Raw genomic sequence first — 12,905 nt, forward strand, 5'->3', positions numbered from 1 at the left:
TTTCTTGTTACGACTTTACCACTGAAAAAGCTTCTTTAGCCACTGTTTTGGTTGACTTTCACAACCCTTTTTAATGTTTCCATCCTCATCCCAAACTGGCAGTTTGACTGCGCCATCACAATCAAACTCTAAAGCCCCTTGAGAAGTTCGAGTAAAGTTAGCGGTGACAATTCCTGTCGGCCAAGGCAGCAATAACTGCTCGGGTGTTCTCTGTTTGAGATAATCGGCATAAACACGTAACGCACCACTTGAGCCCGTTAATTTAGTCGGCTTATTATCATCACGCCCTAGCCAGATGGTCGTCACTTCACGGCCATCAACGCCCACAAACCAACTGTCTCGGCTGTCATTACTGGTACCGGTCTTGCCGGCTAATCCAGCCCATGCAAACTGACCTTGTAGGAAACGCCCCGTACCTTCCGATACGCCACGTTTCATTGCATAGGTTGTTAGCCAAGCGGCTTGCTGGTCAACGCTTTGTGATACACGAGGGATCGACTGATACAGAACCTCGCCATCGTTATCAACCACAGAGCGAAGTGCAGACAAAGGTGCGATACGGCCAGAGTTGGTGATAGTTTGATACATCTGCGCGACTTGGAATGGAGTCAGTGAGAACGACCCCAAAAACATCGACGGTACTGGGCGAATTTCATTTTTATTGACCCCCAGTTTTCCAATCGTATCCGAGACACTATCAATGCCTAATTGCATGCCTAAACGAACAGTAGGTACGTTGTAAGACTTAGAAAGCGCCACATACAAAGGCACATCGCCACGGAACTTACGATCGAAGTTTCTCGGGCTCCACACGCTACCTTTACTGCCTTTCAAGCTCAGTGGCGTGTCTTTCAATGTTGTCGCCAACGTGTACTTCTGAGGCTGCTCTAGTGCGGTTAAGTAAATTGCAGGCTTGACCAAAGAACCAATTGGGCGACTCGCGTTCAAGGCACGGTTAAAGCCATCGTAGCCAGTACGCTTACCACCGACCATCGCCCGGATTTCACCGGTATTTCTATCCACGGCAATAGCTGCTGCTTCCAGCTTGTTACCTGCGGTTTTCGATAAATCAGGCACCTTACGAGCAATCGACTTCTCTAACTTGTCTTGAGATACCGGATCCAGAGAGGTAAAGACTCGAATCCCTTTTTTCGCCTCAAATCGATCGCCGACATACTTCTTAAGCTCAATGTTTACTTGTTGGAAATAAGCGGGCTGACGGCTAGCAATGCGTGGGTTGTCTTGAATATCCAAATCACGACTCGCCGCCTCTTCGTATTGTCGCGGAGTTAAGATGTCTTGTTGCATCAATAAGCGAAGAACCAAATCGCGTCGAGTCTTAGCACGCTCAGGATAACGAACCGGATTGTAATACGACGGTCCTTTCACCATACCCACCAGCAGTGCTAGCTGATCGATACGGAGCTCTTGAATTGGCTGACCGAAGTACAAGCGAGACGCTAAGCCGAAGCCATGAATCGCTTGTCCACCATTTTGCCCAAGGTAAACCTCGTTTAAGTAAGCCTCTAGGATTCGGTCTTTGCTGTAACGATGGTCCAAAATAAGTGCAATGTAGGCTTCACGAACCTTACGCCACAATGTACGTTCACTGGACAAGAACAGGTTTTTTGCCAACTGTTGTGTCAGCGTACTACCACCTTGTACCGTTCGCCCAGCTTTGACGTTAACGACCATTGCACGAGCGATGGCCAGTGGCGACACTCCATCGTGTTGATAGAAATTTCGGTCTTCGGTTGCTAATAAGGCATCAACCATCACTTCTGGGAATTGATTACGTTTTAAGAACAGGCGCTGCTCATCGTTACTTTTCTCAAGCATGCCAAGCATTTTCGGTTCAACACGCAGATAACCCATGTCGCCTTTCTTCTCTAGCGACTGAATACGAGTTAACTCGTTACCGTTGAAATGCAGCATCACATGACGATCCGCTTCCGGTCCATCGACAAACTCGAACGGACGACGAATCATTTCAATCTTGGTTGAAGAAGAGGAGTATTCGCCCGGGTGACGAGGCGCGTTCACCTTACGATAATTAAGTACATCGAGCTCATTCTTAACCTGAACTAAACTCACCGGAGTTCCCGGAGACAGGTCTAGCACTCGCGCATAAACCACGGTTGGCAAATCAAACAGCTGACCTTCAAAGCGTTGCTTAACCACAGAATCGAGATAAATACCGACGAACAACAGTAATGCCGCAAGCGCTAAGCCTGCTTTCCAAGAAATGCCCCATAGGATCTTCAACCAACCTCTTTTGCCAGATTTCTTAGCCTTAGATTTGGTCTTTTTCGCAGCCGCTCTTGGTTTTCTTGGCTTGGCTTTGGTCGCTAGTGACTTCTTTGCTGGCGCTTTTTTAGGTGGTGCCTTTTTGGGCGTTAACATTTTGGTCATCATCGATTCAACTGTCGTTTGGTTTTAGTGGTTGCTACATGGTTAGCAGGGTCATCCGGCCAAGGATGTTTTGGGTAACGGCCTTTCATCTCTTTTTGTACTTCTTTGTACGCGCCAGCCCAAAAGCCGGCTAAATCTTGAGTAATTTGTAGTGGTCGCTGTGCTGGAGAAAGGAGCTCAAGCACTACTTTTTTACGCCCTTGTGCGATCAATGGCGAGTCTTGTTCACCAAAGACTTCCTGCATCCGCACTGAGATCACTGGTTCAGATTGATATTGATAACGAATGGCCTTCTTGCTGCCTGTTGGCATCAGATAGTGCGTTGGCAGCGATTGGTCGATTTCCTGATTCAAAGGCCAGCCAAGATAAGCCGACAATGCTTGCTCAATCGAAACACTAGCCAGCCCTTTTGCCGACTTAATGCCATTCAGATAGGGTGGTAACCACTCATCAAGGTGTTCAACCAAACTCGCATCGTCCATCGCAGGCCAATCATGCTCAGGCATCCAAAGCTCTGCACAGCGTACACGCTCAACCAACTGCTTAGCCGAAGCTGTCCAATTTAAGCGATCCAGCCCGCATCGAGCGACATAATTGAGCAGCGCTTGGCTCGCCTGATTCGCATCGGGATCAGGTAAAGCTTTGGTGCTGATAATCAACTTGCCCAGAGACACTCGCTGCTCGGCAACTAAACGGCCACGTTTCTCATCCCAATCGGCGTAATCGGAACGCACAAACAGCTTTGGAAATTCAGCTTCTAGCTGCGCAATATCAACCGCGGTGGCTAAGAAAATTTGACTGGCTCGCCCTGTGCTGCGCATCAAATCAATCACTACGATATAGTTATTGTTCGCCAGTGGATCATCGTCACGAACCTCAGCACCGTGACCATTCGCCAAAAGGAAAGCGCTGGTGGTTGCACTTCTCACTTGTGCAATCCGGTCCGGGAATGCAAAACAAAGCACTAATGGTAGCAATGATTCGTCAGCTTGTGACAAATCTAAGTGATGATTGAGTTTGCTCGCGAGACTTTTCGCTCGCTGTATCACAACGCTATTTTTGGAATGTTTTCTTTGCTTAAGTCGATGCAAAGAGTGTTGAATATCCGTCACATTGCGTTCCGGCTCTTCCAGCAAAGCAGCGGCAACAATCGCGACATTCAACAGAGCAGGACTACCTTGCTGCGCTTTAACCAACATGCTGGCAATACGAGGCTCTAAACCTAAACGTTGGGCCTGTTTTCCTAATGCCGTAAATTGACCATTCTCGTCTAACAATTCAAGAGTCTGTAAGAGTTGCTTGGCTTGCCCAATAGAAGCTTTTGGTGGAACGTCTAACCATTGCAGTTCATCGGCACTCGCAGCGCCCCATTGCGTCAATTCAGACACCAACGAAGACAAATCAGAATGAAGAATTTCAGGTTCTGGTACAGCCGGTTGCTGAATAAGTTGCGTTTCGCTGTACAAACGGACGCACAAGCCCTCTGCAATTCGTCCCGCACGACCTGCTCGTTGTTCAGCAGAAGATTGCGAGATTTTCACTTGCTCAAGCTTAGTAATACCGGTTTTCAGATCGAACTTCGCCACACGTTCAAGCCCGGAATCAACCACCAATCGAATGCCTTCAATCGTCAAAGAAGTCTCAGCAATATTGGTCGCTAACACCACCTTTCGACGCCCTTTCTCTGATGGCGCGATTGCTTTCTGCTGTTGAGGAAAGCTGAGTTGCCCATACAGAGGGCAAACATCGATATCACTGGCGAGTTGTTCTAGTTGAGACTCCACCTGCTTAATCGCAGAAACGCCCGGCAAAAAGGCCAGAAGTGAGCCTGACTCTTTATCCATCAGAGAGCGAATCACGTTGGCCATTTTAGGGGCTAGATATTCATTTGCGTTAAGAGGCTGATAACGGAAATCGACCGGAAAGGTGCGACCTTGTGATTCAACGTATTTGGCATTCGGCAGCAAAGTTTGCAGCGCTTGTTGATCTAAGGTTGCCGACATCACAACCACTTTTAGATCATCACGCAACGCATCTTGGATCTCCAAGCTAAACGCCAATGCGGTATCGGCGTGAATGCTGCGCTCGTGAAATTCATCAAAAATCACCATATCAACCCCAGTTAATTCAGGGTCGGTTTGGATCATTCTCGTCATGATCCCTTCGGTGACGATTTCCAAGCGAGTTGCACTGCTGGTTTTAGATTCACCACGAACTCTAAAGCCAATGCTCTCTCCCACCTTTTCTCCCAATTGGCTCGCTAAGTAAGTGGCAATATTCCTTGCAGCCAAACGCCTCGGTTCAAGCATGATGATTTTGCCTTGAACGGCGTTAGTCTTAACTAACTGTAAAGGGAAGAATGTTGACTTACCCGCACCGGGAGCGGCCTTTAGAATAAGTTGAGTGTGTGTTTCTACGCCAGCGAGCAGATCTGGCATCACAGCTTCTATGGGCAGTTGTGGCAATGGGAGAACCTTGTGGTGTAATGTTGGCAACATTGTACATAAAAACCTACCTGTCTAAATAAGTAATATGCACTTCAATCCGCCATTAGAGCCAGCGACTCTTATTAAACGCTATAAACGTTTCCTCACTGACATCCAACTTCCAGACGGTAGCGAGCGTACTATTCACTGCGCTAACACTGGAGCGATGACAGGATGTGCGACTCCTGGCAATACGGTGTGGTACTCAACCTCCGAGAATGCAAAAAGAAAGTACCCAAACAGCTGGGAGATCTCAGAAACAGACAAAGGTCATCGTATTTGTGTAAATACTGCGCGGGCAAACCAGCTAGCAGTGGAAGCAATTGAAAATGGGACTATAGTTGAACTCTTAGGTTATAACGCGTTACGAACCGAAGTGAAATATGGCAGTGAGAATAGTCGCATTGATATTCTGCTTGAAGATAACGAAAAGCCACCTTGCTATATCGAAGTGAAAAGCGTCACTTTGCTCGACGAGCTAGAAACGTCAACTAAAGGGCAAGGTTTTTTCCCTGATGCGGTCACAACCAGAGGCCAAAAACATCTGCGTGAACTCACAGAAATGGTCGAATCTGGAAATAGAGCCGTACTTTTATTCACTGTTTTACATTCAGGTATTGAAAAAGTGTCTGCGGCACACCATATAGACGCCAAATATTCGTTATTACTAAAACAAGCACAAGACGCTGGAGTTGAAGTGCTTTGCTATAAAGCAGAGCTCAGCAGTACTCAAATACAACTAAAACAAGCTGTTGAATTTATCAATAGCTAAGCAAAGATGCTGAACTAATCACATTGATTGCAAGTTTGAATAAGAGTATTTGCCACCATTCGTTCTTTCTGCTATAGATACCCGCCTTAAAATTAGCTGCTTTGCAGTTGACTAGGTGTAAATAGGAGATGCTGTATGCCAGAATCTAAGAAAAAAGCGCTAGGCATCCTAGCCATCGCAGGTGTTGAACCGTACCAAGAGAAGCCAGGTGAAGAGTACATGTCACCTGAGCAAACGGAACATTTTACAAAAATTTTAGCAGCTTGGCGCAACCAGCTCAGGGAAGAAGTTGATCGTACTGTGCACCACATGCAGGACGAAGCAGCGAATTTCCCAGACCCAGTTGACCGTGCTTCTCAAGAAGAAGAATTCAGCCTAGAGTTACGTAACCGTGACCGTGAGCGTCGTCTTATCAAAAAAATTGAGAAGACATTAGACAAGATCGAAGAAGACGATTTCGGCTTCTGTGATTCTTGCGGTATCGAGATTGGCATTCGTCGCCTTGAAGCTCGTCCAACTGCTGATCTTTGTATTGACTGTAAAACACTTGCAGAGATCAAAGAGAAACAGATGCAAGGTTAATTCTTGCAGATGTAAAGAAAGGGAGCCTTGGCTCCCTTTTTTGTTTGTTATCCAAGCGAAGTATTTCACACGCTTGATAGTAAATAGCAGCTTTAAGCCTTAGTTCTATGCATCAAACCTTTTTTCTATAGATTGAAGCTTAGTTCTAGGCATTAAAGCTCTTGTTAAACGTCTTAAGAATCGGCTACTGCGGTACCATTTAGATTAGGTTGTTCACTCATGAATTATATCGGGCGCTTTGCACCATCACCGTCAGGTCCTCTTCATTTTGGCTCACTTGTTGCTGCTCTTGGTAGCTACTTTCAAGCGAAATCTAACCAAGGAAAATGGTTAGTTCGTATGGAAGACCTAGATCCGCCAAGAGAAATGGCCGGCGCTGCAGACCTCATTCTTAAGACGCTTGAGGCTTACCACCTATTTTGGGATGGTGAAGTCGTTTATCAAAGCCAGCGTCATGGCTTCTATCAAGCTCAAATCGATCAATGGGTCGCTGACAATCAAGCCTACTACTGCCAATGCACCCGTAAGCAGATAAAGGCTTTGGGTGGCTTTTACAATGGTCACTGTCGAGATGCAGGCTTAATCGATTCAGGCGAACAGGCGGTGCGCTTGTGCATGGACTTTCCAGTGGAGTCCTTTGATGATGTTCGCCACGGCACCATTCAAATCCCTAAAGCATTAGCTGCAGAAGATTTTATTATTAAACGCAGAGATGGATTGTTTGCCTATAACTTGGCCGTTGTTCTTGATGACATCGACCAAGGAGTGACAGAAGTCGTAAGAGGCGCAGATCTGATAGAACCAACTGGTCGACAAATCAGTTTGTATAAGACGCTCAAGCAAAAAACAGTGAGCTACTTGCACTTACCATTGGCAACCGATGGCTTGGGGAATAAACTGTCAAAACAGAACCATGCCACCGCGATAGATCTCGATAACCCAAAACCAACGTTACTCAACGCGATGCGATTCTTAGGTTTTGATATCCCGACGGCTCTTTGTGAGGCTTCAATGGATGAGATTTTATTGTGGGGCTGCCAACAATGGAACGTCAGTCAGTTACCTGATAGTTTACAAAAAGAGCACTGTAATTAGCTCGAAACTCACGGCAAATAGCAAAAACGACACATAAAAATGCCATAACCAACCACTGTGGTTAAGCAGACGATGTTCTCAAATGGCTCGCGCTAAGCTATTATTAGCCGCAATTAAACTCTGCACTACCACTTTGGACTAAGAGAAAAACAAAGTTGGCGATACCTACTTTGTTCTAAACTAATGAATACAAACGACAATACCCCAAGCGAACAACGCGGATTCCACGAATTAGCTCTGAATATTTATACTCGTCAAGAGCACAATATTTCACGCAAGCAGATCAGCGACAACGCACTAAAAGTGCTATATCGCCTGAATGGTGCGGGTTTTGACGCATTTCTAGTCGGTGGTGGTGTACGCGATATCTTATTAGGCTCTCAGCCAAAAGATTTTGATATTGCGACCAACGCAACGCCAGAGCAGATCAAGCACCTCTTCAGAAACTGTCGCCTTATCGGTCGCCGTTTCCGCTTGGCACATATCATGTTTGGTCGCGACATCATTGAAGTGGCAACTTTCCGTGGTCACCACCAAGAACCATCGAAGAACGTTTCTGCACAATCGAAAGAAGGCATGCTACTGCGCGATAACGTGTACGGCAGTGTTGATGAAGATGCAGAGCGTCGTGATTTCACAATCAACGCGATGTACTACAACATTGCAGACTACAGCATCCACGATTACGCGGGTGGTGTAGAAGATTTAGAAGATAAACTGATCCGCCTGATTGGCGATCCAGAAACGCGTTACCGCGAAGACCCAGTGCGTATGCTACGTGCAATGCGCTTCGCCGCTAAACTGGATTTCGACATCGAAGAAGACACGGCTGACCCGATTGAAGAGTTAGCGCACCTTCTAAGAGACATCCCAGCAGCGCGCCTTTACGAAGAGTCTCTAAAATTACTGCAATCAGGTCACGGTTTAGAAACCTACCACCTGATGCGCGAGTACAACCTGTTCCAACAGATGTTCCCAGCCGTGGCTGAGCACTTCACAGAAGATTATGACTCTCACACAGAGCAGATGCTTGATTTGGTTCTCGATTCAACCGACCTTCGCATCGAAGACGGTAAGCGAGTAAACCCAGCATTCATGTTCGCAGCGATGCTTTGGTACCCAATGAACAAGCTGGCAGACAAACTTGTCGCTGAACAGGGTATGGCACACTACGATGCGATCATGGAAGCGAGTAACATCATTCTTGATCAGCAAGTAAAGTCTATTGCTATTCCTCGCCGTCACACCGCCACCATTCGCGAAGTTTGGCAACTGCAACTTAGACTGCCTCGCCGTAACGGTAAACGTGCTGTTCGTCTAATGGAATTAAACAAATTCCGTGCAGGCTACGATTTCCTAGAAATGCGTGGTGAGATTGAAGGTGGCGAAACCAAAGAGTTAGCAAAATGGTGGGAGCGTTATCAGACTGCAGGTCGCAACATGCGTCAAGCAATGGCTAACGACGTTGCAGCACCATCAAAGTCAGGCCATCGTCGCCGTAAGACTTACCGAAACAAAAAGAGTAAGCAATCAGAATGATAACTGCTTACATTGCGGTCGGCAGCAACCTTGCCGACCCAGTTAGCCAAGCAAATTTGGCTATCGAAACGCTAAAAAGCCTACCGCGATCAACGTTTATTGCGACCTCTCAGCTATATAGTAGCACTCCAATGGGGCCGCAAAATCAACCCGACTACATCAACGCGGTAGTCGCTATCCAAACCGAATTAACGCCAATTGAACTGCTTGATTGCACTCAAAAGATCGAACTAGAACAAGGGCGCGTCCGTAAAGACGAACGTTGGGGACCAAGAACCTTGGATCTCGACATTGTGCTATACGGCAATGAGGTGATCGATTCAGAGCGCTTAATCGTTCCTCATTATGGAATGAAAGAACGAGAGTTTGTACTCTACCCGCTTGCTGAAATCGCACCAAGTTTACAACTCCCTGATGGGACTGAGCTGACAGAACTGCTGAAAATAGTAGATAAGAACGGGCTCAATGTTTGGCAACAATAGCCAAGCGCATTAAGGAAAACCAATGAAAAAAGTAACCATTAACGACCTGATCAAATGCAAACGTGAAGGCCGTAAATTCGCGACTTCGACAGCTTATGATGCGAGCTTTGCTCAATTATTCGAAAGCCAAGAAATGCCAGTTCTGCTTGTCGGTGATTCACTGGGTATGGTTCTACAAGGCCATAACGATACATTACCAGTAACCGTTGAAGACATTGCTTACCATACTCGCTCAGTGCGTGCAGGTAGTCCAAACTGTCTTCTTATGGCTGACATGCCTTTCATGAGCTACGCAACGCCAGAACAAGCTTGTGAGAGCGCAGCTACCTTGATGCGTGCTGGTGCGAACATGGTAAAAATCGAAGGCGGAAGCTGGTTGGTTGATACTGTGAAGATGCTAACAGAACGTGCAGTACCAGTATGTGCACACTTAGGCTTAACGCCTCAATCTGTGAACATTTTTGGTGGTTACAAGATTCAAGGCCGTGACGACGAGCAAGCCGACAAAATGGTTGCTGACGCGTTAGCACTGCAAAACGCAGGCGCTCAAATCGTTCTACTTGAATGTGTGCCAGCTTCATTGGCAAAACGAATTACAGAAGCTTGTGACGTACCGGTTATCGGTATCGGCGCAGGTAATGTTACCGATGGTCAGATCTTGGTTATGCATGACATGTTCGGTATTTCTGCGAACTACATGCCGAAATTCTCTAAGAATTTCCTAGCAGAAACAGGTGATATGCGTAAGGCTGTAGCTCTATACAAAGAAGAAGTAGAGAGCGCGCGCTTCCCTGATGAAGCTCATACAATCGCTTAGGAGTAAGTATGCAAACTTTTGCTGAAATAGCGGCTCTTCGTGAGCAGATTAAACAGTTTAAGCGTGATGGACGTACGGTTGCTTTTGTTCCGACAATGGGAAACCTGCATGAAGGCCACCTGACTCTGGTAAAGAAAGCTCGTGAACTGGCCGACATCGTTGTGGTAAGCATCTTTGTAAACCCAATGCAGTTTGACCGTGCCGACGACCTAAACAACTACCCTCGCACGTTAGAAGCAGATTTAAGCAAACTAACAGGCGAAGGTGTTGAGCTAGTATTTACACCAACGCCAGAGGTAATGTACCCAGATGGATTAGACAAGCAGACGTTTGTTGAGGTCCCTGGCATATCTCACATGCTTGAAGGTGCCTCTCGTCCAGGTCACTTCCGCGGTGTATCAACCATTGTCACTAAACTGTTTAATATCGTTCAGCCAGACTTTGCATGCTTCGGCGAGAAAGACTTCCAGCAACTTGCTGTTATTCGCCAGATGACCACTGACTTAGCGTTAGACATTGAAGTTATCGGCGTTGCGACCGTTCGTGAAATGGATGGTTTGGCAATGAGCTCTCGCAATAGCAACCTAACGATTGACGAGCGCCAACGAGCGCCCGTTCTAGCGCGTACTATGCGTTGGATCAGCAGCGCAATTCGTGGTGGCCGCGATGATTACGCCTCAGTGATTGAAGATGCAACTGACCAGCTACGCGCTGCAGATCTTCAGCCTGATGAGATCTTCATCTGCGATGCGAAAACACTGCAAGCAATCACTTCAGAATCAACTCAAGCAGTGATTCTAATGTCGGCTTTCCTAGGTAAGACCCGTCTTATCGATAACCAAGTTCTCGACTTGGTAACGGAAACCAAAGAAGAAGTGAAAGAAGAAGCGACTGAATAGTCGGCTTCTGCTCTTAGCGCAAAACAAAAACACCAAACGCAAAACATAAAAAAGGTCGATGTAATATCGACCTTTTTCTTTGCCTGCAATTCAGGATAACTAATAGATCCTGGATAACTAAAAGTTAGCTACGTAAGCCGATACCTTTTGTCACTAGGTAGTGTGCAATGCCATACAACAGCACGATAAACACGCCTAGTACGCCAAATGACGTCACGATACCCACATCAGACACACCCAAGAAGCCATATCTGAACGCGTTTACCATGTACACGATAGGGTTCAACTTCGATACGCCTTGCCAGAATTCAGGCAATAGACTGATCGAGTAGAACACACCACCAAGGTACGTCAGCGGTGTTAAGATAAAGGTTGGGATAATAGAGATATCATCAAAAGTGCGTGCGAATACCGCGTTAATCAAGCCACCCAGAGCAAATACTACCGACGTTAAAAATACCGTCGCAATGATCACGCCCCAATGGTCAACTTGCAGGTCGACAAAGAACAACGACACGAAGGTTACTATAGTGCCCACTAACAAGCCACGAACCACACCACCCATTACGAAGCCGGCGATAATCACGTAGTTAGGAACAGGTGCTACAAGCAGCTCTTCAATGTTCTTCTGGAATTTGGCACTAAAGAACGATGAAGCAACGTTGGAGTATGAATTGGTGATCACCGACATCATGATCAGACCGGGAACAATGTATTCCATGTAGCTAAAGCCGTTCATTTCACCAATACGCGCACCAATCAGGTTACCGAATATGATGAAGTAAAGCGTCATGGTAATCGCTGGCGGCACCAGAGTTTGCACCCAGATACGAGTAAAGCGATTGATCTCTTTGGTCAACAAACTGCAGAAAGCGGTCCAATATAGGCTGTACATATTATTTACTCCCCTCACGGACGATACTCACAAATAGCTCTTCTAGACGGTTTGCTTTATTACGCATAGAGAGGACTTTAACCTGTTGCTCGCTCAATTGAGCAAAGATGGTATTCAAACCTAGGTTCTTGTCGATTTCAATTTCTAGCGAGCCATTGACCATCATTTGGCTATTCACGCCTTCAAGCTTAGGTTCAGTCGTACCCTCTTCCAGATCCAGAATAAAGGTCTCAGCACTCAATTTACCCAACAGCGCTTTCATTGTTGTGTTCTCAATCAGCTCACCGCGATTGATGATACCAATGTTGCGACACAGCATTTCTGCTTCTTCGAGGTAGTGCGTGGTCAAGATAATGGTAATGCCCTGCTTCTCATTGATCTCTTTTAGGAATTCCCACATTGAACGACGCAGTTCAATATCGACGCCTGCTGTTGGCTCATCAAGGATCAACAAATGAGGTTCATGCATCAATGCACGCGCGATCATCAAACGACGCTTCATACCACCAGACAAGTTACGCGCACGTTCGCCACGCTTTTCCCACAAATCGAGTTGAGATAGGTACTTTTTCGCTCGCTCTTTCGCTAATGCTTTTGGCACGCCATAATAACCCGCTTGTTGCAGCACGATCTGTTCAACGGTTTCGAACGGGTTAAAGTTAAACTCTTGAGGCACAAGGCCTAAGTTCTGCTTCGCCAACTCCAGATCGGTATCAATGTCGTAGCCGAACACTTTAACCTTGCCTGACGTTTTATTTACCAGTGAAGAGATAACACCAATGGTGGTTGATTTACCCGCACCATTGGGACCAAGTAGTGCGTAAAAGTCGCCTTTTTCTACTTGTAAACTAACGCCCTTAAGAGCCTCGAAGCCCCCAGCATAAGTTTTTCTTAATTGCTCAATTTCTAATGCATACATAGAGGTA

Annotated in this window: 11 protein-coding genes; 7 read left to right on the forward strand and 4 right to left on the reverse strand. The window is 46.4% G+C overall.

What is annotated here, in order from left to right:
- Nucleotides 1-15: 15 nt before the first annotated feature.
- Entirely contained in the window at nucleotides 16-2,415 is a 2,400-nt protein-coding gene (gene mrcB / locus MSG35_RS15770) for a penicillin-binding protein 1B (RefSeq protein WP_248384509.1), read from the reverse strand.
- Nucleotides 2,412-4,910, reverse strand: a complete 2,499-nt coding sequence (hrpB, locus tag MSG35_RS15775) for an ATP-dependent helicase HrpB (protein WP_282449914.1) — start codon at nucleotides 4,908-4,910, stop codon at nucleotides 2,412-2,414. Before hrpB ends, mrcB begins: the two co-directional genes overlap by 4 nt.
- 34 nt (nucleotides 4,911-4,944) lie before the next feature.
- Between hrpB and sfsA the strand changes: the two genes are divergently transcribed.
- From sfsA to panC, 7 genes are all read left to right on the forward strand, one after another.
- The gene (gene sfsA, locus MSG35_RS15780; RefSeq protein ID WP_248384510.1) at nucleotides 4,945-5,670 is read left to right on the forward strand and encodes a DNA/RNA nuclease SfsA; all 726 of its coding nucleotides are present in this window, start codon (nucleotides 4,945-4,947) and stop codon (nucleotides 5,668-5,670) included.
- Nucleotides 5,671-5,805: 135 nt separating this feature from the next.
- On the forward strand, nucleotides 5,806-6,252 hold the full coding sequence (gene dksA, locus MSG35_RS15785; RefSeq protein WP_004738189.1) for an RNA polymerase-binding protein DksA: 447 nt from the start codon (nucleotides 5,806-5,808) through the stop codon (nucleotides 6,250-6,252).
- Nucleotides 6,253-6,471: 219 nt separating this feature from the next.
- A complete protein-coding gene (gene gluQRS, locus MSG35_RS15790) occupies nucleotides 6,472-7,347 on the forward strand; it encodes a tRNA glutamyl-Q(34) synthetase GluQRS (protein ID WP_081230829.1) in 876 nt (291 codons plus the stop codon).
- Between the two features lie 183 nt (nucleotides 7,348-7,530).
- A complete protein-coding gene (pcnB, locus tag MSG35_RS15795; RefSeq protein ID WP_017059432.1) occupies nucleotides 7,531-8,886 on the forward strand; it encodes a polynucleotide adenylyltransferase PcnB in 1,356 nt (451 codons plus the stop codon).
- Complete coding sequence (folK, locus tag MSG35_RS15800) at nucleotides 8,883-9,368, forward strand: 2-amino-4-hydroxy-6-hydroxymethyldihydropteridine diphosphokinase (protein WP_004735459.1); 486 nt, start codon at nucleotides 8,883-8,885, stop codon at nucleotides 9,366-9,368. Before pcnB ends, folK begins: the two co-directional genes overlap by 4 nt.
- A 22-nt stretch (nucleotides 9,369-9,390) precedes the next feature.
- Nucleotides 9,391-10,185, forward strand: a complete 795-nt coding sequence (panB, locus tag MSG35_RS15805) for a 3-methyl-2-oxobutanoate hydroxymethyltransferase (protein WP_017059433.1) — start codon at nucleotides 9,391-9,393, stop codon at nucleotides 10,183-10,185.
- An 8-nt stretch (nucleotides 10,186-10,193) separates the two neighbouring features.
- Nucleotides 10,194-11,084, forward strand: coding sequence for a pantoate--beta-alanine ligase (gene panC, locus MSG35_RS15810; protein ID WP_248384511.1), 891 nt, complete (start codon nucleotides 10,194-10,196; stop codon nucleotides 11,082-11,084).
- A gap of 124 nt (nucleotides 11,085-11,208) precedes the next feature.
- On the opposite strand, the gene MSG35_RS15815 is transcribed toward panC, so the two are convergent.
- Both MSG35_RS15815 and MSG35_RS15820 read right to left on the reverse strand, forming a co-directional pair.
- Nucleotides 11,209-11,979, reverse strand: a complete 771-nt coding sequence (locus MSG35_RS15815; protein ID WP_010435987.1) for an ABC transporter permease — start codon at nucleotides 11,977-11,979, stop codon at nucleotides 11,209-11,211.
- 1 nt (nucleotide 11,980) lies between these two features.
- Nucleotides 11,981-12,898: an ABC transporter ATP-binding protein gene (locus MSG35_RS15820; RefSeq protein ID WP_248384512.1), complete on the reverse strand. Its 918-nt coding sequence runs from the start codon at nucleotides 12,896-12,898 to the stop codon at nucleotides 11,981-11,983.
- Nucleotides 12,899-12,905 lie beyond the last annotated feature (7 nt).

The organism is Vibrio sp. 1CM23M (assembly GCF_023161755.1).
Classification (GTDB): domain Bacteria; phylum Pseudomonadota; class Gammaproteobacteria; order Enterobacterales; family Vibrionaceae; genus Vibrio; species Vibrio coralliirubri.

Excerpts from the sequence above, each read along its gene's own strand:
- dksA (WP_004738189.1), top strand. The coding sequence starts at position 5,806 with ATGCCAGAATCTAAGAAAAAAGCGCTAGGCATCCTAGCCATCGCAGGT.
- panB (WP_017059433.1), top strand. The coding sequence starts at position 9,391 with ATGAAAAAAGTAACCATTAACGACCTGATCAAATGCAAACGTGAAGGC.
- hrpB (WP_282449914.1), bottom strand. The coding sequence starts at position 4,910 with ATGTTGCCAACATTACACCACAAGGTTCTCCCATTGCCACAACTGCCC.
- gluQRS (WP_081230829.1), top strand. The coding sequence starts at position 6,472 with ATGAATTATATCGGGCGCTTTGCACCATCACCGTCAGGTCCTCTTCAT.
- MSG35_RS15815 (WP_010435987.1), bottom strand. The coding sequence starts at position 11,979 with ATGTACAGCCTATATTGGACCGCTTTCTGCAGTTTGTTGACCAAAGAG.
- folK (WP_004735459.1), top strand. The coding sequence starts at position 8,883 with ATGATAACTGCTTACATTGCGGTCGGCAGCAACCTTGCCGACCCAGTT.
- mrcB (WP_248384509.1), bottom strand. The coding sequence starts at position 2,415 with ATGATGACCAAAATGTTAACGCCCAAAAAGGCACCACCTAAAAAAGCG.
- MSG35_RS15820 (WP_248384512.1), bottom strand. The coding sequence starts at position 12,898 with ATGTATGCATTAGAAATTGAGCAATTAAGAAAAACTTATGCTGGGGGC.
- panC (WP_248384511.1), top strand. The coding sequence starts at position 10,194 with ATGCAAACTTTTGCTGAAATAGCGGCTCTTCGTGAGCAGATTAAACAG.
- pcnB (WP_017059432.1), top strand. The coding sequence starts at position 7,531 with ATGAATACAAACGACAATACCCCAAGCGAACAACGCGGATTCCACGAA.
- sfsA (WP_248384510.1), top strand. The coding sequence starts at position 4,945 with ATGCACTTCAATCCGCCATTAGAGCCAGCGACTCTTATTAAACGCTAT.